The organism is Streptomyces sp. TLI_053 (assembly GCF_900105395.1).
Lineage (GTDB): Bacteria > Actinomycetota > Actinomycetes > Streptomycetales > Streptomycetaceae > Kitasatospora.
This window is the reverse complement of sequence record NZ_LT629775.1, coordinates 6,553,480-6,573,871: the sequence shown is the minus strand read 5'-3', so window position 1 is coordinate 6,573,871 and position 20,392 is coordinate 6,553,480. Positions and strand designations below refer to the sequence as shown.

At 74.0% G+C, this 20,392-nt stretch carries 19 protein-coding genes; 8 read left to right on the top strand and 11 right to left on the bottom strand.

Translation table 11 applies throughout. The annotated features are described in order from the left end of the window. The first annotated feature begins 178 nt into the window (after positions 1 to 178). Positions 179 to 1,591, top strand: coding sequence for a type I glutamate--ammonia ligase (gene glnA, locus BLU95_RS27250; RefSeq protein WP_093862295.1), 1,413 nt, complete (start codon positions 179 to 181; stop codon positions 1,589 to 1,591). Between the two features lie 204 nt (positions 1,592 to 1,795). Here the strand turns inward: glnA and BLU95_RS27245 are convergent, their stop codons facing one another. Together BLU95_RS27245 and BLU95_RS27240 are read right to left on the bottom strand one after the other, a co-directional pair. Continuing rightward, positions 1,796 to 2,284, bottom strand: coding sequence for an iron chaperone (locus BLU95_RS27245; RefSeq protein ID WP_093862294.1), 489 nt, complete (start codon positions 2,282 to 2,284; stop codon positions 1,796 to 1,798). 71 nt (positions 2,285 to 2,355) lie between these two features. Continuing rightward, positions 2,356 to 2,820 (bottom strand): pyridoxamine 5'-phosphate oxidase family protein, encoded by a 465-nt coding sequence (locus BLU95_RS27240; RefSeq protein ID WP_093862293.1) that lies wholly within the window; start codon positions 2,818 to 2,820, stop codon positions 2,356 to 2,358. A 177-nt stretch (positions 2,821 to 2,997) separates the two neighbouring features. Here BLU95_RS27240 and BLU95_RS27235 point away from each other — a divergent pair, with 177 nt between their 5' ends. Continuing rightward, complete coding sequence (locus BLU95_RS27235; RefSeq protein WP_093862292.1) at positions 2,998 to 5,868, top strand: ATP-binding protein; 2,871 nt, start codon at positions 2,998 to 3,000, stop codon at positions 5,866 to 5,868. A gap of 4 nt (positions 5,869 to 5,872) precedes the next feature. Here the strand turns inward: BLU95_RS27235 and BLU95_RS27230 are convergent, their stop codons facing one another. Next, a complete protein-coding gene (locus BLU95_RS27230) occupies positions 5,873 to 7,090 on the bottom strand; it encodes a cytochrome P450 (RefSeq protein ID WP_093862291.1) in 1,218 nt (405 codons plus the stop codon). 213 nt (positions 7,091 to 7,303) lie between these two features. Between BLU95_RS27230 and BLU95_RS27225 the strand changes: the two genes are divergently transcribed. Further along, a complete protein-coding gene (locus BLU95_RS27225) occupies positions 7,304 to 7,660 on the top strand; it encodes an arsenate reductase family protein (RefSeq protein WP_093862290.1) in 357 nt (118 codons plus the stop codon). A gap of 42 nt (positions 7,661 to 7,702) precedes the next feature. Here BLU95_RS27225 and BLU95_RS27220 read toward each other — a convergent pair whose 3' ends face one another. Continuing rightward, positions 7,703 to 8,173, bottom strand: coding sequence for a pyridoxamine 5'-phosphate oxidase family protein (locus BLU95_RS27220; protein WP_093862289.1), 471 nt, complete (start codon positions 8,171 to 8,173; stop codon positions 7,703 to 7,705). Between the two features lie 146 nt (positions 8,174 to 8,319). On the opposite strand from BLU95_RS27220, the gene BLU95_RS27215 reads away from it, so the two are divergent. Together BLU95_RS27215 and BLU95_RS27210 are read left to right on the top strand one after the other, a co-directional pair. Then, positions 8,320 to 8,880 (top strand): DUF1697 domain-containing protein, encoded by a 561-nt coding sequence (locus tag BLU95_RS27215; protein ID WP_093862288.1) that lies wholly within the window; start codon positions 8,320 to 8,322, stop codon positions 8,878 to 8,880. A 95-nt stretch (positions 8,881 to 8,975) separates the two neighbouring features. Beyond that, positions 8,976 to 9,521, top strand: a complete 546-nt coding sequence (locus tag BLU95_RS27210; protein ID WP_093862287.1) for an FHA domain-containing protein — start codon at positions 8,976 to 8,978, stop codon at positions 9,519 to 9,521. Between the two features lie 68 nt (positions 9,522 to 9,589). Here BLU95_RS27210 and BLU95_RS27205 read toward each other — a convergent pair whose 3' ends face one another. Beyond that, on the bottom strand, positions 9,590 to 10,552 hold the full coding sequence (locus BLU95_RS27205; RefSeq protein ID WP_093862286.1) for a DUF1152 domain-containing protein: 963 nt from the start codon (positions 10,550 to 10,552) through the stop codon (positions 9,590 to 9,592). 65 nt (positions 10,553 to 10,617) lie between these two features. Between BLU95_RS27205 and BLU95_RS27200 the strand changes: the two genes are divergently transcribed. After that, positions 10,618 to 11,220, top strand: a complete 603-nt coding sequence (locus BLU95_RS27200; RefSeq protein ID WP_093862285.1) for a DUF6891 domain-containing protein — start codon at positions 10,618 to 10,620, stop codon at positions 11,218 to 11,220. 77 nt (positions 11,221 to 11,297) lie between these two features. On the opposite strand, the gene BLU95_RS27195 is transcribed toward BLU95_RS27200, so the two are convergent. Further along, entirely contained in the window at positions 11,298 to 11,810 is a 513-nt protein-coding gene (locus tag BLU95_RS27195) for a hypothetical protein (protein WP_093862284.1), read from the bottom strand. A 142-nt stretch (positions 11,811 to 11,952) separates the two neighbouring features. Next, a complete protein-coding gene (locus tag BLU95_RS27190; protein WP_093862283.1) occupies positions 11,953 to 12,612 on the bottom strand; it encodes a TetR/AcrR family transcriptional regulator C-terminal domain-containing protein in 660 nt (219 codons plus the stop codon). Between the two features lie 194 nt (positions 12,613 to 12,806). On the opposite strand from BLU95_RS27190, the gene BLU95_RS27185 reads away from it, so the two are divergent. Continuing rightward, a complete protein-coding gene (locus tag BLU95_RS27185) occupies positions 12,807 to 14,378 on the top strand; it encodes an FAD-dependent monooxygenase (protein WP_093862282.1) in 1,572 nt (523 codons plus the stop codon). Positions 14,379 to 14,488: 110 nt separating this feature from the next. On the opposite strand, the gene BLU95_RS27180 is transcribed toward BLU95_RS27185, so the two are convergent. Together BLU95_RS27180 and BLU95_RS27175 are read right to left on the bottom strand one after the other, a co-directional pair. Continuing rightward, entirely contained in the window at positions 14,489 to 15,253 is a 765-nt protein-coding gene (locus tag BLU95_RS27180) for a hemerythrin domain-containing protein (RefSeq protein WP_093862281.1), read from the bottom strand. 411 nt (positions 15,254 to 15,664) lie between these two features. Next, positions 15,665 to 16,792: an alpha/beta hydrolase gene (locus tag BLU95_RS27175; protein WP_231977807.1), complete on the bottom strand. Its 1,128-nt coding sequence runs from the start codon at positions 16,790 to 16,792 to the stop codon at positions 15,665 to 15,667. A gap of 477 nt (positions 16,793 to 17,269) precedes the next feature. Between BLU95_RS27175 and BLU95_RS27170 the strand changes: the two genes are divergently transcribed. After that, positions 17,270 to 18,037: an SDR family oxidoreductase gene (locus BLU95_RS27170; protein ID WP_093862280.1), complete on the top strand. Its 768-nt coding sequence runs from the start codon at positions 17,270 to 17,272 to the stop codon at positions 18,035 to 18,037. Between the two features lie 127 nt (positions 18,038 to 18,164). On the opposite strand, the gene BLU95_RS27165 is transcribed toward BLU95_RS27170, so the two are convergent. Continuing rightward, complete coding sequence (locus BLU95_RS27165) at positions 18,165 to 18,386, bottom strand: hypothetical protein (protein ID WP_030391569.1); 222 nt, start codon at positions 18,384 to 18,386, stop codon at positions 18,165 to 18,167. A gap of 134 nt (positions 18,387 to 18,520) precedes the next feature. Continuing rightward, complete coding sequence (locus tag BLU95_RS27160; protein WP_093862279.1) at positions 18,521 to 20,299, bottom strand: carbohydrate-binding module family 20 domain-containing protein; 1,779 nt, start codon at positions 20,297 to 20,299, stop codon at positions 18,521 to 18,523. Between the last annotated feature and the right edge of the window lie 93 nt (positions 20,300 to 20,392).

Genomic DNA, 20,392 nt, shown 5'->3' with positions numbered 1-20,392 from the left:
CCAAGTGGTCCAGACCACTTCACCTCCCCCACCTGGCCGGGCAAGGCGTTTTGTCCATGACCGTACGGCTTTGCCACCCGCACGACCACGCCGGTTAACATTCAGGAAACGACTGGGTCACCGGCCGGAAACGGCCCATTCCTATGGTGAGCCCCATTCGCTACGCCGAGGAGGATGGATGTTCAACAACGCCGCCGAAGTGAAGCAGTTCATCCAGGACAACGACGTGAAGTTCGTCGATGTCCGCTTCTGCGACCTGCCAGGCGTCCTGCAGCACTTCTCCGTACCCGCGGCGACGTTCGACCCGTCCGAGATCCTGATGTTCGACGGCTCGTCGATCCGCGGCTTCCAGGCCATCCACGAGTCCGACATGGCCCTGGTCCCCGACCTCGCCACCGCTCGGCTCGACCCGTTCCGCCAGGAGAAGCACCTCAACATCAACTTCTTCATCCAGGACCCGGTGACCGGCGAGGCCTACAGCCGCGACCCGCGCAACGTCGCCAAGAAGGCCGAGGCCTACCTCGCCTCCTCCGGCATCGCGGACACCGCGTTCTTCGGCCCGGAGGCCGAGTTCTACGTCTTCGACTCGGTCCGGTTCGACACCAGCGCCAACGCCTCGTACTACCACATCGACTCCGAGGCCGGCGCCTGGAACTCCGGCTCCACCGAGGGCGACGTCCGCGGCTACAAGGTCAAGTACAAGGGCGGCTACTTCCCGGTCCCGCCCGTCGACCACTTCGCCGACCTGCGCGCCGAGATGTCCCTGGAACTCGCCAAGGCGGGCCTGGAGGTCGAGCGCCAGCACCACGAGGTCGGCACGGCCGGCCAGGCGGAGATCAACTACAAGTTCAACACCCTGCTGCACGCCGCCGACGACCTGATGCTGTTCAAGTACATCATCAAGAACGTCGCCTGGCGGGCCGGCAAGACGGCCACCTTCATGCCGAAGCCGATCTTCGGCGACAACGGCTCGGGCATGCACGTCCACCAGTCGCTGTGGACCGAGGGCGTACCGCTCTTCTACGACGAGCAGGGGTACGCCGGGCTCTCCGACACCGCCCGCTACTACATCGGCGGCCTCCTCAGGCACGCGCCGTCGCTGCTCGCCTTCACCAACCCGTCGGTGAACTCCTACCACCGCCTGGTCCCCGGCTTCGAGGCCCCGGTCAACCTGGTCTACTCCCAGCGCAACCGCTCCGCCGCGATCCGGATCCCGATCACCGGCTCCAACGCCAAGGCCAAGCGCATCGAGTTCCGCGCCCCCGACCCCTCCTCCAACCCCTACCTCGCCTTCGCCGCCATGCTGATGGCCGGCCTGGACGGCATCAAGAACAAGATCGAGCCCCTGGAGCCGGTCGACAAGGACCTCTACGAGCTGGCCCCCGAGGAGCACGCCAACGTCCCCCAGGTCCCGTCCTCCCTCCCCGCCGTCCTGGAGGCCCTCGAGGCCGACCACGAGTACCTCCTCGCGGGCAACGTCTTCACCCCGGACCTGATCGAGACCTGGATCGACTTCAAGCGCACCAACGAGATCGCCCCCATCGCCCTCCGCCCCCACCCGCACGAGTTCGAGCTCTACTACGACCTGTAGGTCTCCTGCGGGGTGGCCGGCACCTGGTGGCGGCCACTCGGCGAAACGGCCCGGGCTCCTGTCGTTCCTCGACAGGAGCCCGGGCCGTTTCGCCGGGCCGGGGACCGTCGCGGGCCGGGCGGGACTCTCCTCCGTCGCTTCCGCGGGGAGCTTCGGACCACACCCGCCGCCCACCGGCGCGCCCTCCGCGCGAAGCGGTCCGGGTCAGGCGGTCGCGGTGGTGAGGAGGGCGGTGATGCGGGCCTCGGTGGCGGGGGTGAGGGCGGTGAGGGCGAAGGTGGTGGGCCACATGGCGCCGTCGTCGAGGGTGGCCACGTCGCTGAAGCCCAGCGTCGCGTAGCGGGACTTGAACTTCTGGGCGCACTGGAAGAAGCAGAGGACCTTGCCGTCCTTGGCGTAGGCGGGCATGCCGTACCAGAGCCTGGGGGTGAGGGCGGGGGCGGCGGCCCGGACGAGGGCGTGGACGCGTTCGGCGAGGGCGCGGTCGGCCGGCTCCATCTCGGCGATCTTGGCGAGGACTTCCTGCTCGGCGTCCGCCTTGGCGGTGCGCGGGTCGCGGCGGGCCGCGGCCTTGAGCTCCTTGGCGTGCTCCTTCATGGCCGCGCGCTCGTCCTCGGTGAAACCGTCGAAGGGCTGCGCGGCGGCCTTGGCGGTCGTCGTCCTGGCGGTCGTGGTCTTCGCGGTGGCGGTCATGGTGGGCTCCTCGGTGGGGCTGGTGGGGCTGGACGGTTTCATGGTGGCGCGACGGCGCCGGGGAAGGCTTCTCAGGAACTGACCGGTTCGTCGAGCCAGCGGCCGTCGCGCATCAGCTCGCGGCCGGCCAGCTCGTTCTCCTCGCGCCAGGCCTGGACGCGGCGGGGCACGGCCAGGAACCAGCCGTACCGGACGGCCGAGGCCCGCGGGTCGAAACCGGTGCGGGCGGCGAAGCGGTCGCCCCGCTCGCTCGGGAGGGCGTCGAGGTCGAGGGCCCGGACCTCGGCCTCGATCATGCAGACGTCCCGGGTGTGGCCGAGGGCGAGGCGGACGGTGCCGGCCGCGGCGAGGTTGCGGCCGGTCGGGCTGCCGACCGGGGTGGCGAGCAGCAGGGCGCCGCCCTCGTACGCGAAAGAGAGCGGCACGAGGTGGGGCACGCCGTCCGGCGAGGCCGTGGCCACCCACACGTCGATGTCCTCGGCGAGGCGGCGCTCGATGTCGTCGCGGCGCTCGGCGGGGGTGCGCGGTCCGGTCATGCTCTCTCACTCCTGTGCTCGTCCTCGGCGTTGGTCACAGCCTCCCTCGAGCGGGGTGGGGGCCACATCCGTGGCGAGCACGGAACGGGCCACGGAACGGGCCACGGAACGGGCCACGGAACGGGCCACGGAGCGGGCCACGGAACGAACCGCGGAGTCGCCCCGCATAATGACGCGGTGCCGACTCCTGTGATCTCGCCCCGTGAAGCCGATGTGCTCGCGCTGCTCGGCGAACACCTCAGCAATGCCGAGATCGCCGCTCGGCTGTTCATCTCCGTGCGCACCGTCGAGTCCCACACCTCCTCGCTGCTGCGCAAGTTGGACCTGCCGGACCGGCGGGCGCTGTCCCGGCGGGCGGTCGAACTCGCCCGCACCGAGCGGCCCCGGCCGGTGCCCGCGCTGCCGGCGCCGCTGACGGCGTTCGTCGGGCGGGAGCGCGAACGCGCGGCGCTGGCGGCGCTCCTGGCGGACCATCGGCAGGTGACGGCGGTCGGACCCGGTGGTGTGGGCAAGACCAGGCTGGCGCTGGCCGTCGCCGCCGCGGCGGCCGGTGGGTTCACCGACGGGGTGTGGTTCGTCGACCTGGCCCCGGTCGCCGCCGCGGACCGGGTGGCAGCGGCGGTCGCGGCCGTCCTGGGGGTCGGGGAGCAGCCGGGGCAGGGCCTCGACGAGGCGGTGTGCGCCGCGCTGGCCGAACGCCGGACGCTCCTGGTGCTGGACAACTGCGAGCAGGTCAGGGAAGGTGTCGCGCCGTTCCTGGAGCGGTTGTTGGCCGCCTGCCCGGAGGTGCGGGTCCTCGCGACGAGCCGGGCCCGGCTGCTGGTTCCGTTCGAACGGGTCTTCCCCGTACCGCCGTTGTCCCGGGACGGCGGCGGGACGTCGGAGGCGGTCGCGCTGTTCGTCGAACGGGCCACCGCGGCGGCCGGGGCGGCCCCGGACCCGGCGCTCCGGGACGGCGTCGCGGCCCTCTGCGAGCGGCTCGACGGGATGGCGCTGGCGATCGAGCTGGCGGCCGCCCGATGGCCGACACTCGGGCTGGACGGGCTCCGGGCCGGGCTGTCCGACCAGTTGCGGATCCTGGCGGGCGGCCCGCGCGCCGACGACCGGCATCGCTCGGTGCGGGCGGTCCTGGACTGGAGCCACGAACTGCTGGAGCCCGCCGACCGGGCGCTGCTGCGGCGGGTGTCGGCGTTCGTGCTGCCGTTCACGGCCGGGGCCGCGGTCGAGGTGGCGGGCTTCGCTCCGCTCGACGCGGGCGCCGTCGCCGACGGACTCGGCCGGCTCGCCGAGCAGAGCCTGCTCACCGCCGTGCCGTCCGCGCACGGCACCCGCTACCGGGCGCAGGAGACGATCCGGCAGTACGGCGCCGAACGGCTCGACGGGGCCGGGGAGTCGGCGCGGACGCGGGGGCGTCACCTCGACTGGTGCCTGAGCGGCGCGGACGGACTCGCGCGGGCGGCGGACGAGGAACCGCGGGTGCGGGAGGTCGATCGGCAGACCGGGTTCGACGCGCTGGCCGAGGAACTGCGGGCCGCGCTGGCCTGGGCCGCCGAGCGCCCCGAGCGGCGGCCCGACGCCCGCCGCCTCGCCCTCGGCCTCGCCGGTCTCGCCTTCGACCGCCATCTGCTCGGCGAGGCCCAGCAGCGGCTCGAACAGGCCGCCGCCCTCGCCGACGGCTCCCCGGACGACGGCTCCCCGGGCAGGGGTTCCAGCACCGACGACTCCCCCGCGGACGGCGCCGCCGCGCTGCGGGAGGCCGCCCGGGTGGCCGGGTGCCGTCGCCTCGGCGACGACATGTACCGCCTCCACCGCGCCGCCGCGGCGGCCGCGCTCGACGCCGGGGACCGGGCCGGGGCCGCCTGCGACCTGGCGGCCGCCGCCACCGTCGCCCACCGCTTCTCCAGCACGTTCGCACGCCTCCCCGCCGCCGCGGAGGTGACCGCCCTGCTGGCGCGGGCCGGTGAACTGTCCGACGGCTCCCCGGCGGCCTCGGCCGCCCTCGCCCTCGCCGAGGCGGCCGTGCTCGCGGACGCCTACGGCTCCGTCCAGGGCAGCCCGGACAACACGGCCCGGGAGACGGTCGGGTACGCCGAACGGGCCGTCGCCCTGGCCCGGCGCACGGGCGACCCGGTGGCCGAGTCCGCCGCCCTGGACGCCCTCTCCGGAGCGCACAGCTGGGCCGGGCAGCCGTTCGCGGCCGCCGAGGCGGCCCGCCGCCGGGTCGAGCTGCTGGCTCTGGCACCGCGCACCCCGGCCACCGCGCACGAACAGGTCGACGCGCTCGCGATGGCCGCCGCGACCGCGATCGGCGTCGGCGAACCGGACCGGGCCCGGCAGTGGGGCCGGCAGCTCGCCGAACACCCGCTGACGGCCGAGGTGGGGCACCACGCCACGTCCTGGCTGCTGGTCGCGGACGCGTTCGCCGGGCGGGAGGAGAACGTGCTCGCGGGCGGGGCGCGGTTCCTCGAAGCCTGGGAGCGGGGCGGGCGGCCGCGTTCGTTCTCGCTCGGCCCGGCGGCCGCGGCGGTCGCCATGGTCCACGGGCTGCGCGGCGACGACGGTGCCCGGGCCTCCTGGCTGCGCGTCGTCGGCCGGGCGGGCACCGAGGAGGAGCACCGCCACGGCTACGGCGCGGTGTTCGACGCCACGGTGCTGCTCCACCGGGGGGAGGCGGGGGCCGCGCTGGAGCGGCTCTCGCCCGCTCCGGAGGAGGTCTGGAAGTGGGTTTCCTGGGTCTGGCTGCACTGGTACGCGGCGGCGCGGGTCGAGGCCTCGGTGCTGGGCGGCCACCCGGAGGCGCGCGAGCGGCTCGCCGGGGCCCGCGCCACGGTCGCGGGAAACCCGGTCGCCGTGGCCCAGCTCGACCGGGCGCAGGCGCTCCTGGACGGCGACCCGGCCCGGGTGCGGGCCACTGCGGCCGCCTTCGCCGCGGCCGGCTGTCACTACCAGTCGGCCCGCAGCCTCCGACTCGCCGATGCGGCCGGGGGCGGGGACGGGAGCGTGGGTGAGGACGGGAGCGGGGACCGGCGGCGGCCCAGCGGACGGTGACGGCTCAGCGGACGGTGACGGGGAGGGACTCGTAGCCGCGCAGGACGAGGCGGTCCCGGCGGACCGGAACACCGGCCGGGGCCAGCCGGGGGAACCGGTCCAGCAGCGCCGGGACGGCGATCTCCGCCTCGAGGCGGGCGAGTTGGCTGCCCAGACAGAAGTGCGGGCCGCCGCCGAAGCTGAGCGGCTGGCTGTCGGTGCGGGTCGGGTCGAACCGGTCCGGGCCGGGGTAGCGGGCGGGGTCGTGGTTGGCCGCGCCCAGCATCACCAGCACCACGGTGCCGGTCGGCGCGGGCAGGCCGGCCACCGTGAGGTCCGGGGCGGAGGAGATCCGCGAGGTGAGCTGGACCGGGGAGTCGTAGCGCAGCACCTCGTCCGTGAACAGCGCCGGGTCGAGCCCACCGGTGCGCAGGCCGTCGGCGGCACCGGGGTGGCGGAAGAGCAGGCCGAGGCCGTTGCCGAGGAGGTTGGTGGTGGTCTCGAAGCCGGCCACCAGGAGGAGGGCGAGGTTGCTGAGCAGTTCCTCGCCGGAGATCCGGTCCGGGGATTCGGCGGCGGTCCGGGCCAGGTCGCTGATCAGGTCACCGGTCGGCCGGGCCAGCCGTTCGGCGACCAACTCCGCGAAATAGGACTCCAGTTCCTCGGCGGCGGTGTCGGCGGCGGCCAGTTCGCCGAGGTCCTGGACGAGTTCCAGGGCGATGGTGAGGTCCGAGGCGAGAGCGCGGAAGCGGTGGCGGTCGCCGGCGGGGACGCCGAGCAGTTCGCAGACCACCTCGACCGGCAGGCGGAAGGCGAAGGCGTCCATGAAGTCGACGGGCGAGCCGTCGGCGCCCCGCGCCTCCAGTTCGTCGAGCAGCCGGGCGGTCGTCGCCTCGATCGCCGGGCGCAGGGCGGCGACCCGGCGGGCACTGAAGGCCGAGGCGACGAGCGAGCGGACCCGGCCGTGGTCGGGAGCGTTGAGCTGGAGCACCGAGCGGCCCAGCAGCAGGACGGACGGATGGGCGAGCAGGTCCGCGTTGTCGAAGGTGAGGGCCCTGGTGTCCTCCACGACGAAGGCGGGGTTGCGCAGGACCTGGTTGGCGGCGGAGTGCCCGACCACGAGGACCGCCGCGGGGCCGGCCGGGACGGCGGCCCCGAGTTCGTGCGCCCGCGCGTAGAGCGGGTAGGGGTCGAAGCGCCCCTCGGCGGTCATGAGACGTTCGATGATCGACGCACCGTCCATGCGGAATTCCCCTCCTGCTGATCCAACTCCCGCACGGACAACTGTCGGTGGACGGAGGGGAGTTCCCGGACCGGGCGGCGGACCCGGGCGGGGCCCGGCGGCGCCGGTCCCGGGCGACGGCCGGCGCGGGGGCCGGGGCAACGGCCGGGGCAACGGCCGGCCGGGCGGCGCGGGCGGCCGGGCGGAGTGGGCCCCGGTCGGTAGGCTGGTGGGATGGAGATCTGGATCAACCCGCGCTGCGGGAAGTGCCGCAGCGCACTGAACGAGCTGACCGGCGCGGGCGCCGAGTTCACCGTCCGGCGCTACCTGGAGGACCCGCCGACCGTCGCCGAGCTGGAGCAGGTGCTGGTACGGCTGGGCCTGGAACCGTGGGACATCGCCCGGACCGAGGAGCCCGTGGCGAAGGACCTCGGCATGAAGCAGTGGGGCCGGGAGGCCGGTGACCGGGCTGGCTGGCTGGCTGCGATGGCAGAGCACCCGATCCTGATCCAGCGCCCGATCATCACCGCGGACGACGGGCACGCCGTGGTGGCGCGCACCCCGGAGGCGGTCCGCTCCGTCCTGCCGTAGGGGCGACGGCGGCCGGAACCGGGCGGTACCGGCCGCCGGGTGTCAGCGGCGCTCGAACCGCCGCACCGGCTCGCCCGGCCGCCAGGAGGCGATCCGCACCGCGTCCCCCTCGACGGTGGTGTGCACGACCTGCTCCAGCTCCAGCCGGAAGGCGTCGTAGGGGCCGGGCGGCGGCTCCGGGAGCTCGGCCTCGTAGGCGGCGCGCTCGGCCTCGTCGGTGATCTCCACGGCGTGGCCGGAGAGCTTGGAGTCCCCGCCGGCCAGCGTCTCGTCGCTCGGGTTGCTGTGCAGCGCGAAGCGGGCGTCGCGGCGGAGGTCCCGCACCTTCATCGCGTCGCGCATCGAGCCGAGCAGGACGTCCGCCCCGAAGAAGTTCACCTCGATACCGCTCACCCGGGGTGACCCGTCGCTGCGCAGCGTCGCCAGGACGTGGTGCTTGTTGGCCTCGAAGCGGGCCCGCACCGCGGGGGCGAGGTCCGGCGCCTCCTGCTCGAAATCCTGCCAGGTAGCCATGCCGCCAGTGTGGCACCGGGCACCGACAACCGCCGGGCGTGCCGTCGCGCGGCGCCGCCCTCCGTTCCCGTCGTCCGACGTCGCGCGCCCTCACCCGGCGTCGCGCGGCGCCGCGCGGTGTCGGTGCCCGGTGCCACACTGGCCGGGTGACCACTACGACCACCTACATCGCCTTCCTGCGCGCCGTGAACGTGGGCGGCCGGACGGTACGGATGGAGCGGCTGCGCGCGCTCTTCGCCGAGCTGGGCCTGGAGCGCGTCGGCTCCTACATCCAGAGCGGCAACGTGTTCTTCACCGCCGGGGCCACCGACGCGGCGGCCCGGGCCGCGCTGACCGGACGGATCGAGCGGCACCTGGCCGAGCAGCTGGGTTTCCCGGTGCCGGTGCTGCTGCGCACGGTGGACGAGGTCCAGGCACTGCTGGACGCCGAACCGTTCGCGGGGGTGGAGGTCACGCCGGACGTCCGGCTCACGGTGAACTTCCTCTCCGAGCCGCTGCCCGCGGACTTCCCCCTCCCCTACACCTCGCCGAAGGGCGACTACGAGGTGCTCGGCGCCGATCCCGGCACCGCGTTCGTCGTGGTGCACCTGAGGAACGGGAAATGGGTCACCCCCGCCAACCTCTTCGGGAAGTCCTACCAGGGGTCGGCGACCGCGCGGTTCCTGCACACCACGGTCAAGATCGTGGCGGCCGCGCGGAAGACCTGAGCCCCGCGGCGGACCGGCGGCGCCGGTGGCGAAGCGACGGACCGGTGGCCCGGGGAATCTGGACAGCCCGGGCGGGGGCGGCCGAGAATCGGTCCATGATGTCGCGTGAGAACCGGACACAGGTGGTCCGGCCGTCGGAGGCCGAGCGGGAGCGGGCCCTCGACGCGTTGCGGGAGGGCGCCGGGAACGGCCGGCTGTCGCACGACACCTTTCTCGGCCGGCTGGACCTCGTCCTCCGGGCGAGCAGCCGCGCGGAGCTGAAGTCCGTGATGGCCGACCTGCCGGCCGGGAACCCGGTCGGACGGTTCGTGCTGCGCGCGGTGGGCCGGGTCTCCGCGTTCGGCGTGCGGCTGGGCGGGGCCTGGCGGGCCGAGCGGCTGCCCGGCCTGAGCCTCCCCCACACCGGGGGCGGGCAGTTGACGATCGGCCGGTTCCCCGGGTCCGGGCTGCGGCTGAACGACGCGTCGGTCTCGCGGCACCACGCCGAGCTGCGCCGGGAGGGCGACGGCTGGGTCCTGTACGACCTCGGTTCGACGAACGGCACCCATGTGAACGGGTACCGGATCGTCGGTGGCATCCGGGTCCGCCCCGGCGACCAGGTGCGCTTCGGCAACCTGGAGTTCCGCCTCGCCGGCGGCTGACCTCCGGCCGTCCCGCCCGGGACGGGACGGGACGGTCGCGCGGGCCCGGCGGCCGGCCCCGGGGGGCGTCAGTGGGGGAACTGCCGCGGTGGCCGCCGGACGGGCAGCGATTCCTGGAAGTCGCTGATGACGGTGGCGACCTGGCGCATCAGTACCGTCGGTTCGAGCCGGTCGAGGTAGCGGTGCTCGGCGGCCAGCGCCTCCACGGTGACCCCGAAGTAGAGCGTCATCAGCGGATTGACGAAGAGCTTGCCGCCCCTGGTGCGGTCGGTGAACCGGACGTCGCCGAACAGGCCGCGCAGCGCCGCCGCCACCGAGCCCTGGACGATGCTCGGGTGCTCGGGGAACGCCGCCCGGGCGTGCTCCACGGCGTCCAGGTAGAGCTTCCCCTCCCGGCTGTCGCGCGGGACGGAGAAGGCGCCGAGGTAGCCGCCGGCCCGGTCGATCGCGGCGAGGTTCTCCAGGACCAGGGAGTGGTTCACGCCGTGGTAGGCGTCGATGCCGAAACCGAGGCAGGCGACCAGCCGTTCGGGGATGCCGGTGAGCCCGGCGACGGCGGCGAGGCTGGTCATGTCCTCCTCCGGTGTCCCGAGGCCCACCTCGTCGCCGCGCATCAGGATGTCGGTGCCGCCGTCGACCAGCAGGACGGCGTCGACGCCGAGGCGGTCGACCAGGGACCGGTAGGCGGCGCGCAGCGGCTGCACCCCGGTCCGGGGGAACGCCCAGACCTGGTCGGGCATGCCGTGCAGCCGGAGCCAGCGGGCGAGCGTCCGCTCGGGGAAGTAGCCCTCCGGGGCGGGGGTGTCGGGCCGGACCAGAGCCAGGTCGGGCTCCTGCCAGACCTCGGCGGGAAGGGCGTGGAGCTCGCTGAAGGAGAGGTTGGCCAGGTGCACCTCCTTGCCCGCGGACCGCAGGGCGAGGGCGAGCGGCAGGCCCGCGTAGACGTCGAACCCACCGCCGGCTCCGGCGATCAGGACGCGTTCGGCGGCGAGCAGACGGGTGATCAGCGGAGGCTGCAGAAGCGAGGTCACCGGGGGACGGTAGCAGCGGTCCGGACGCGGCGGCCGTTGTCGGAGGCGGGTGCTTGGATGCGGGTATGGACCAGCAGACCGTACAGAGCACCCTTGCCGACGAGGTACTGCGGGACGCCGGGGAGCGGGCCCGCGAACTGATCCGGTGCGGCTTCCAGGAGCCGGACGAGATAGCCGAGTCCCTGGTCGAGGTCCTCGACGACCAGGGACTGACGATGGAGGAGGCGGAGCGGATCGTCGCTCCGCTGTGGCGGGAGCGGTTGGAGGAGCAGGCCACCTGGCCGGGGACGACCGACGTCGACCGGCTGGAGGCCGCCTTCGACGCCCTGGAGGAGCTGGGCATCGTCGCCGCGATGGACTTCACCTGCTGTGCGAGTTGCGGTTACGCCGAGATCGGGGGCGAGGCCGAGGAGGACTCGCGGGGGTTCGTGTTCTTCCACCAGCAGGACACCGAACGGGCCGCCGAGGGTGGTGCGTTGATGCTGCGGTACGGCGGGTTCCAGCTGGACGGCGAGTCGACGGAGGCCGCCGTGCGGCGCACGACCGAGGTCGGGCGCGCGGTGGTGGCGGCACTGACGGCGGCCGGGCTGCCCGCGGAGTGGGACGGTACGCCGGAGACGGCGATCGCGGTCACGCCGATCAGCTGGCTCAACCGACTGCCGGAGTAGCGGCACTCCGCGGCACCCCGCGGGCGCCCCGGCCCGCACCGGCCCGACGGCCGGGTGCCGCCCGGGCCGACGGGCGGTCAGCGGACGACGTGGAGTTCGGCGGTGTGGTCGTGCGCATCGGCGTGGCGCAGGGTGATCCTCGCGGAGCCGACGGTGGTCTCGACGTCCTCGGTGAGGGTCCTGGTCTCCTCGCCGAGCTTGACCTCGGCCGTGGTGTCGGTGATCCGGCCCACGGTGAGGGTCACGGCCTTGTCGCCGCCGAACACCTCGACCGTGTGGGTGCCGTCGGCCTTGTCGGTGCGGACGGCGACATCGCAGCTGTCGTCGTGGAGGCAGAGCGAGACGCCGCCCTTGCAGGCGGTGAGGCCGCTGCCCAGCAGCAGCGCGGCACCGACCGCGAGGGCGGCCGACCGGACGACCGGCCTCCGACGGCGGCCGGTGGGAACACCGGCGGAAGAGCCGATGGGAAGACCGCTGGGAAGACCGGCGCGAAGGCCCGCGGATCGGCGAGCAGGCCGGCCGGCGGGCAGGTCGGTGGAGCGGGGTCCGGGGCGGTGCTCCGGGGGCGGGTTCGCGGGTGCACTCGTCATGGTTCCGACGGTAGGCGCGGGCCGCCGACCGGCCATCGGCCGTCGGCGGTACCCGGCCCCTGGCCCTCCCCCGACCCTCCGGCCCACCGCCACCCGGACGCCGTGCGGGGTCAATCCCCTAGGGGAAAGCGGGAGTTGCCGGTCAGGACGGTTCCATCGACGATGACTCCGGGCGGAGCGTGGCCCCGATGCCGGCCACGACGATCGCCAGACCGCGCTCGAAGCGCCGCTCGAAGTCCCCGAAGAGCGCCGGGCTCGCGGCCGCGGCGAGCGGGTGCCCGGGGTCGATGGCGGCGGCCCGCCGGTCCGGGTCGTAGCCGGGGGCCCGCTCCCCCGGCACCGGGTGGACGGCCTGCTCCTCGATCACGAACCCGACCGTGAACGCGTACGCGGTGGTGAAGGCCAGGACGGCGTCGGCGAGTTCGAACCCGGCCCGACGGAACGCGGTCAGCAGCACCTCCTGCCCCTCGGCGTGCCCGTAGTCGGTGAGCCGGGTGCCGCTGAAGACCTTGGCGCCGTCCCGGTAGCCGAGCAGCCCGCTGCGCAGGGTGCGACAGGTGGCGGTGATCGCCTCCTGCCAGTCCGCCGGGACGGCGACCGGCCCGGCGTGCATCCGGCGGAGCATCTCGGTGGCCATCTCGTCCAGCAGCGCCTGCTTGTTGGCGAAGTGCCAGTACAGCGCGGGTGCCTTGACGTCCAGCCCGGTGGCGATCCGGCGCAGGGTGAGCCCCTCCAGCCCGGTCTCGTCGAGCAGCCGCAGGGCGGCGTCGACCACCTGGGCGCGGTCCAGCTTCGGCGGCATGTCGCGCCCTTCCTTCCGTGGTGGCCGGCCGCCCTCGCGACGACGGGGCGTCCGGTACGACCGCCCGGTACGACCGTGCATTTCGACCGTGCGGCACTGCCGTCCGGTTTCGACCGCGCGGCATTGACAACTTAACACCGTTAAGCCCATGCTTCCGGACGTCAGCAACTTAACGACGTTAAGGAGAGTGTGCGATGGCGCACGCCCCGACCCGGACCGACGTGCTCGTCGTCGGCGCCGGCCCGACCGGCCTGACCCTCGCCTGCGACCTCGCCCGGCGCGGAGTCTCCGCACTGCTGGTCGAGCAGGCCGGAGCGCTGTTCCCCGGCTCGCGCGGCAAGGGGCTCCAGCCCCGGACCCAGGAGGTCTTCGAGGACCTCGGCCTGCTCACCGCCGTCCGTGCCGCCGGCCGCCCCTACCCCCGGATGCTGAACTGGGAGGACGGCGAGCGGCAGGGCGAGTGGGACCTCGTCGGGGGCCCCGGGCGGGCCGAGCCGGACCCGACCGTGCCGTACCCGTCGGTCTGGATGCTCCCGCAGTGGCGCACCCAGGAGCTGCTGCACGAGCGGCTGCGCGAACTCGGCGGCGAGGTCGTCCTCGGCACCGCGCTGAGCGGCCTCGAGCAGTACCCGGACCGGGTCGAGGCCCGGCTGACCGGCCCCGACGGCGCCGAACGGACCGTCTCCGCCCGCTACCTGGTCGCCGCCGACGGCGGTCGCTCCACCGTCCGCCGGGCGGTGGGCATCCCGATGGCGGGCGGACCGGTCGACCCGCACCCCGCCCTGGTCGCCGACCTGGAGATCGACGGCCTGGACCGCGGGAACTGGCACGTCTGGCCGAAGGCACCCGGCGGCCCGCTGCTGCTCTGCCCGCTGCCGAGCACCACCGCGTTCCAGCTGTTCGCCCGGTTCGACGGGGGAGGCGCGGCAGCGGGCGGAACGGGGGGCGGCCGGGAGAACAGCCGGGAGAGCGGCCCGGAGGAGCCCGACACCTCGCCGGAGGGCGTGCGACGGACCGTCGTGGCCCGCACCCACCTGCCGGAGTCGGCGCTCGGCCGGGTGCACTGGGCCTCCGGCTTCCGGCCGCGCACGGCGCTCGCCGAGCGGTTCCGGGAGGGCCGGGTCTTCCTGGCCGGCGACGCCGCGCACATCCACTCCCCGGCCGGCGGCCAGGGCCTCAACACCAGCGTCCAGGACGCGTACAACCTGGGCTGGAAGCTCGGCCAGGTGCTGCGGCACGGCGCCGACGAGGCCCTGCTGGACAGCTACGAGGAGGAGCGGCTGCCGATCGCCGCCGACGTACTGGAGATCTCCACCCGGCTGCACCACGCGGGCGGGGTCCGGGCCGGCGGACTGCGGCGCGGCCCGCGCACCGAACAGCTCGGGCTCGGCTACGAGGACGGCCCGTTGACCGTCGAGGCACGCCCCGGCCTGGCCGAGGGCGCGCTGCGGGCCGGGGAGCGGGCCCCGGACGCGCCACTGGGCGACGCGGCGGACGACACCGCGAACAGCACGGCGGACGACGGCTCCGGGCCGGCACGACGGCTCTTCGAGCTGTTCCGCGGCCCGCACGTCACCGTGCTCGCGGTCGGCCGCGCCCTGCCCGAACTGCCCGCCGGCGTGCGCGGGCACCGGATCGACGGCGGCGTCACCGAGCGGGTGTACGGACCGGGCCTGTTCGTCGTCCGGCCGGACGGCTACCTGGGCCTGGCCACCCACGACCCCGCCGACCTGCCGGGCTACCTGGGCCGCCTCGGCCTGCACTGAACCCGCCGCACCGGACGGCCTGTCGGGGGCGGGTGCGGAGGCGGGACGACGGCATACGCCAGAGGCACCTGCCACGCGCGTAGACCGAAGCGCCGCAAAAGCCCCGGGGCTCACTCCCCGGCCGCGTCCCAGGCCTCGGGCGGACCCCACAGCGGCGCCGTGCACCGCTGGTACGTCGCCTGCCAGTGCGGCCAGTGCCGGGCCACGAGGTCGTCGCAGTCGGCGAGCAGCCGCTCGACCAGCGCCGGCTCGACACCGTCCAGCAGCCAGGCGAGCGCGTCCGGCGTGCCCGGGCCGTCGGCGGAGTGCATCACGTCGAGCAGCTCGGGCAGGCTGCCCACCCGCGAGTTCTCCGTGAAGACCAGCTCCATCCGCGGCAGCAACTGGCGCTCCTCGACCCGCAGATGGGTCTCCAGCCGGGCGGCGAGGTCCTCGATCGCGTAGGCCACCGGCCACACCGAACCGGTGTCCCGGCTGGCGATCCGGACCAGGGTGGTCACCCGGGTGAACGAGTGGTCGAGGTTGTGGTGGTCCGACTCCAGCCAGTTGAGCAGCAGCCGCAGCTCGGGGGCGAACCGGCGGACGATCGGCCAGATCCGGGTGTCCTGCTGCTCGTGGTGGCAGGACAGCACGGCGGTGACGAAGGTCCAGTGGCGCAGCAGCGCGGCGCCCTTCTCGTCCTCGCCGGGCTGCAGCAGCCGGAGGGCGTTGGGCAGCCTGGCGAGGTCGCGGCGGAGTGCGGAGTGCACCAGCCGCAGGCCGGCGAAGCGGAAGGCCTGCGGCTCCTCGTCGGCGGTGCGGTCGTGCACGGGGCCGCCCTGGGTGGGCACGGCCGGGGACACCGGGGACGCTACGGGCAGCAGGTGGCTGGGCATGGAACTCTCTTCACGTCTCGGGCAGGGCTGGCACGACCTGGCGGAAGTGGTGGGCTGGCACTCCCACCAGGGTGATGAGAGGACATCAGAGGCGAATCAATGTCCGATTGACGTGCAGCTCAGCGGCCGTTCGACCCGCTTCGGTGGGCGCGGCGGCGAACGCGGCGCAACATTCCGCCACGACCGCCACGACCGCCACGACCGGCGCGGGACGACGCCGGGACGGCGCGCCGGAAGCGGCGGCAACTGGCAGCCGGCGGCGGGAAGCCGCGGCGAGCCGAAAACGGCGGAGCGGACCGGCCGATGCGATCGGCCGGTCCGCTCCGCTCCTGGTCCGGGCCCCGAGCACCCCGAGTGCCCCGAGCTCCCGGTGCTCCAGGTGACCCCGCTGCTCCTGACGCCCCAGGTGCCTCAGTCGCTCTGCGGCCCCGCGAGGTTCTTGGTGAGCCACTGCAGGGTGTCCGGGATCATCTTCTTGAAGTCGGTGGTCAGGTGCTTCCCGCCGGGCTGCTCGTAGTACTCGACGGTGAGCGGCGGCGCGGCCTTGGCGACCCACGCCTTGACCAGCTTCATCTCGTACGCGTTGGCCCCGCCGGCGGTCGCCAGCATCCTGACGTCGGCCTTGCCCTGGGCGACCAGCAGGTCGGGGCTGTTGGCCTGGCGGTCGTTCTCGTAGCCCTTCCAGAGCGGCGAGTCGGGGTTGAAGTAGCCGTCGATCGGCACGGCGGCCTTGAACTTGTCCGGGTGCTGCAGAGCCAGCTTCGCGCTGCAGAACGCACCGGTGGAGGCACCCATCAGACCCCAGCCGTCGCGGCCCTTCACCGTGCGGAAGTTGGCGCGCACGAAGTCGGGGATGTCCTCGGCCATCCAGGTGCCGATCTTGGGCTGGCCCGGGATGTCGGCGCACTCCAGCGCCTTGGCCTCGTTGGAGTCGAGGTTCTGCACCGGCATGATCATGATGAAGGGGTGGGCCTTGCCCTGCTTGGCGAGGTCGGCGTCGACCTCCTGGATCGGCAGCTGGTTGTCGGTCCAGGTGTTGTAGCCCGCGCTCTGGCCGCCCGCGTACAGGGTGAGCACGGGGAAGCCGGTCTTCGCGTACTTCGGGTCGTTGTACTCCGGGGGGAGCCAGACCCAGACCTTGCCGGAGACCCCGGACTTGGGACCGGCCAGGGTGGTCATCATGATCTGGCCCGCGGCGGTGTCCCTGGCCTTGCCGAACGCGGCCTGCGGGCCGGTGGGCATCAGCACCTTGCCGGACCCGGCGGCCGGGACCGGCGCCGCCGAGGTCGAACCGGCCGCCGGGGAGCCCGGGGCGGCGGACCCGGGCGCGGAGGAACCGGGCGCCGAGGTGCCGGGCGCCGAGGAGGCCGCGGACGAGGACGCGGAGCCGGTGGCCGTCGCCGCGCCCTTGCCGCCGGCCTTCGCAGAATCGCCCTTGTTCCCGCCGTCCGTACTACCGCAGGCCGCGAGCGCGGCGGCCAGGGTGAAGGCGGTGGCACCGGTCAGCACGGCGCGGAAACGGAAGGACTGCGGCTGCACGGTGAGAACTCTCCGACCGGTGTCGCGCCCGCTCCACGGAGCCGGGCGGTGGCCCCCGGGTGGGGCCGGACAGGCCCGGGGCGCGACTGTCTGCGGGACCCCCGGGAGGCTGGGCGCCGCCCTGCGCGGCGGCGTGCCGTCCTGCGATCTTATGACGTGGGCCGCCCCCGGCCGGTTGCGCTCCGGCCTGCACCGATCCAATGTTTGTTCCCGATCGAGTAAAGCCTCCACCGGGCCCTGCCGACCGGCGGGGTGGCACCCCCCGCCGGTCGGCGGGGATGCGCCGGGCCGGGGCCGGACCCCTCCCCCGGGACCGCCCTCAGGACCACCGCGGGCCCGTCCACCGCCGACCGCCGGAACCGCCCGAACGAGCGAGCGGCGACCGCGCGGCCCGGGTCTTGGACACTCGTACCAGTGACGCCGGGGGCGGGGATCGGGAACGATCGGGCCAGCCGCCGCGAGCCCGAGGAGTCCGCCATGCTGGAACAGATCGCCGTTGTCACCGGAGCCGGGAGCGGCGTCGGCCGGGCCGTCGCGCGGGAACTGGCCGCCGGTGGCTGGCGACTGGTGCTCGCCGGCCGGCGGGCGGAGCCGCTGCGCGAGACCGCCCGGCTGAGCGGCGTCGGGGCCGGGGCCGGAACCGGGACCGAGGCCGCCGTGGTACCGACCGACGTCACCGATCCGGCGGCCGTGGACGCGCTGTTCACGGCGGCCGTCGAGCGCTTCGGACGAGTGGACCTGCTGTTCAACAACGCCGGTACCTTCGGTGCCCCGGCCGCCGTGGACGAGCTGGACATCGCCGAGTGGCGGGCCGTGGTGGACCTCAACCTGACCGGCGCGTTCCTGTGCGCCCGCGCGGCGTTCCGGCAGATGCGGGCGCAGCGTCCGCAGGGCGGCCGGATCATCAACAACGGCTCGATCTCCGCGCATGTGCCGCGCCCGCAGTCGGTGGCCTACACCGCGACCAAGCACGCCGTGACCGGGCTGACCAAGTCGCTGTCACTGGACGGCCGCCCGTACCGGATCGCCTGCGGGCAGATCGACATCGGCAACGCGGCCACCGACATGACGGCCGCGATGAGCCTGGGCGTCCGGCAGGCGGACGGGCGGATCGCGGTGGAGCCGACCATGGACGTCGCCGATGTGGCCCGCACCGTGCGGCACATGGCGGAACTGCCGCTGGAGGCCAATGTGCAGTTCGCCACCGTGATGGCGACCACCATGCCGTACGTCGGCCGCGGCTGAGCCGGCGACGAGGGCCGACGACCGGAGGCGACACCCCAGAGCCGACGGCCCGGAGCCGACGGCCGGACCGACGGCGGGGAACCGCAGCCGGTCGGCCCTCGGCCGACGACCGGCCCCGCCCTGACGGCTACTCGTCGTGGGAGTGCCGGTAACGACGTCCACCGCCCTCCTCGACCAGCAGGTAGACGCTGGTGGTCGGCCAGTACTCGCCCGCCTCGGCGGCGGGCAGTTCGGTCCGCAGCGCCATCCGCAGCGAGGGCGGCGGGGCCGCGGCGTGGACGCGCTTGCGGTGGCCGTCCCAGCGGCCGCCGCAGAGTTCGAGGTCGAGGACGACGGGGGTGGTGCTCATTCCGCGATGCTGACAGCGTTCACCCGCCGAAATGGGTTTGAGGCCACCGGTCCACTCGTAGGGGGGATGCCCGTCGCACCAGGCTGACGGGCGCCCCCACCGCGGCACGTCCCGTGCCGCCGCGTCCCGTGCCGCTACGGGCGCCAGGTGTCGTTCAGCACCACCTTGCCCGAGGCGGGCACCGTCGCGGTCCGGTTGGCCCCGGACTCCCAGGTGACCGCGCCCGAGGCGTCCTTGCGGACGTACTTGTAGGCGAAGGCGGTGCCGGCGGGCAGCGGGAGGTCGAGCTTCCAGACCGGGTAGGCGGCCGAGGAGAGCGGCAGCGCGGCGGCCGGGTCCCAGGCACCGAGGGCCGGGTTGTCCCCGACCACGTAGAGGTTCTGCCCCCAGCTGGTGGTCGCGTTGACGGCGAAGGACGCGCCACCGGTCACCGCGGTGCCGCCGCCGGGCGCTCCGACGTACAGCGCGACCGCGTCGCCGGCGCCGACGGTGGCGGTGAAGCGGCCGTCCGTGCCGACGGTGTAGGACGGTCCGGTGCACCCGCCGGCCGCCGGGTCGCCGTGCTGGACGTCGCAGTACGAGCCGGCCGGCAGCGAGGTCTGGAAGGTCCGGCTGATCGCGCCGCCCTCCCGGTTGATCACCACGAAGCCCTTGCCGCCGCGCCCGAAGGCGATCGCGTTGCTGCCGTCGGACCACCAGTCGGTGAGACCGGTGCCGGCCACCGCGTTGCGGAAGCCGACCATGTTGGCCACCTGCCGCCAGGCGTGGGTGCAGTTCCAGCCGTCCTGGTAGCAGGCGTTGACGCTGCCGCCGTTCGGCGGACCGTCGTCGTGGCCGGTGAAGGCGTAGCCGGAGTAGACGTTGGGCGAGCCGTAGGGGTGGGCCAGCACGAAGACGTTGGCCAGGGTGTAGGCGGAGCCGTCCTTGTAGGTCAGCGTGGACCCGTTGCGCTCGGTGTCCCAGTTGTCGACGAAGGTGCGGGCCTTGTCGGTGGGCAGCAGGCCGCCGCCCCAGCCGGACAGGTCGGCGATCCGGCCGCCCTGGAAGGCGCTCTTCAGCCAGGTGCCGGAGCGGAACTCGTCGACGTCGCCGGTGCCGGTGTACTCGGACGGCTGGACCGGCTCGCCGGCGCCGTAGATGACCTCCTGCACCCAGTAGGCCTGCGGGTTCGCCGTCCTGGCCTTGATGGCGGCGAGGTCGGCGGCGGCGATGTGCTTGGCGGCGTCGATCCGGTAGCCGTCGACCCCGAGCGAGGCGAGGTCGTTCAGGTAGGCCGCGATCGTCCGCTGGACGTAGGCGCTGCCGGTGTCCAGGTCGGAGAGGTTGACCAGCTCGCAGTTCTGCACGTCGGAGCGGTCGTTGTAGTTGGCGATCGCCCGGCGGCAGGAGTGGAAGTCCTGGTCCTGGTAGTACCCGGGATAGGTGTACTTGCCGTACGCGGTGCCGCCGGTGCCTGTGCCGGAACCCGCCGACATGTGGTTGATCACCGAGTCGGCGATCACCTTGACGCCGGCCGCGTGGCAGGTGTCGATCATGTTCTTGAAGGCCGTCCGGTCGCCGAGGCGCCCGGCTATCCGGTAGCTCACCGGCTGGTAGGAGGTCCACCACTGGCTGCCCTGGATGTGCTCCTGGGGCGGCGAGACCTCGACGAAGCCGTAGCCCTTCGGGCCGAGGGTGTCGGTGCAGGCCTTGGCGACCGAGTCGAAGCGCCACTCGAAGAGGGTCGCCGTGACGTCCTTCCCGCCGCCGGGCGGAGCGGCCTGCGCGGCGGGGGCGGTGCCGAGGGTGGCGGTGAGCGAGAGGGCGAGGGCCGCCGAGGCGCCGAGAGCGCCGGCCGCGCGAACGGGCCGGGCGCTGCGGACGGGACCGGTTCTGCGGGCAGGCCGACGGGGAGCGGGAACGGTGGTGACCACGTTGTCTCCTGTGGGGGGTGGCTGGGGTGGGGCAGCCGGGGTACCGCTGATGAAAGCTTGCTGAAACTTTCAGGAAATGTGCTGCGCCGAACT

Excerpts from the sequence above, each read along its gene's own strand:
- glnA (WP_093862295.1), top strand. The coding sequence starts at position 179 with ATGTTCAACAACGCCGCCGAAGTGAAGCAGTTCATCCAGGACAACGAC.
- BLU95_RS27245 (WP_093862294.1), bottom strand. The coding sequence starts at position 2,284 with ATGACCGCCACCGCGAAGACCACGACCGCCAGGACGACGACCGCCAAG.
- BLU95_RS27240 (WP_093862293.1), bottom strand. The coding sequence starts at position 2,820 with ATGACCGGACCGCGCACCCCCGCCGAGCGCCGCGACGACATCGAGCGC.
- BLU95_RS27230 (WP_093862291.1), bottom strand. The coding sequence starts at position 7,090 with ATGGACGGTGCGTCGATCATCGAACGTCTCATGACCGCCGAGGGGCGC.
- BLU95_RS27225 (WP_093862290.1), top strand. The coding sequence starts at position 7,304 with ATGGAGATCTGGATCAACCCGCGCTGCGGGAAGTGCCGCAGCGCACTG.
- BLU95_RS27220 (WP_093862289.1), bottom strand. The coding sequence starts at position 8,173 with ATGGCTACCTGGCAGGATTTCGAGCAGGAGGCGCCGGACCTCGCCCCC.
- BLU95_RS27210 (WP_093862287.1), top strand. The coding sequence starts at position 8,976 with ATGATGTCGCGTGAGAACCGGACACAGGTGGTCCGGCCGTCGGAGGCC.
- BLU95_RS27200 (WP_093862285.1), top strand. The coding sequence starts at position 10,618 with ATGGACCAGCAGACCGTACAGAGCACCCTTGCCGACGAGGTACTGCGG.
- BLU95_RS27195 (WP_093862284.1), bottom strand. The coding sequence starts at position 11,810 with ATGACGAGTGCACCCGCGAACCCGCCCCCGGAGCACCGCCCCGGACCC.
- BLU95_RS27190 (WP_093862283.1), bottom strand. The coding sequence starts at position 12,612 with ATGCCGCCGAAGCTGGACCGCGCCCAGGTGGTCGACGCCGCCCTGCGG.
- BLU95_RS27185 (WP_093862282.1), top strand. The coding sequence starts at position 12,807 with ATGGCGCACGCCCCGACCCGGACCGACGTGCTCGTCGTCGGCGCCGGC.
- BLU95_RS27180 (WP_093862281.1), bottom strand. The coding sequence starts at position 15,253 with ATGCCCAGCCACCTGCTGCCCGTAGCGTCCCCGGTGTCCCCGGCCGTG.
- BLU95_RS27170 (WP_093862280.1), top strand. The coding sequence starts at position 17,270 with ATGCTGGAACAGATCGCCGTTGTCACCGGAGCCGGGAGCGGCGTCGGC.
- BLU95_RS27165 (WP_030391569.1), bottom strand. The coding sequence starts at position 18,386 with ATGAGCACCACCCCCGTCGTCCTCGACCTCGAACTCTGCGGCGGCCGC.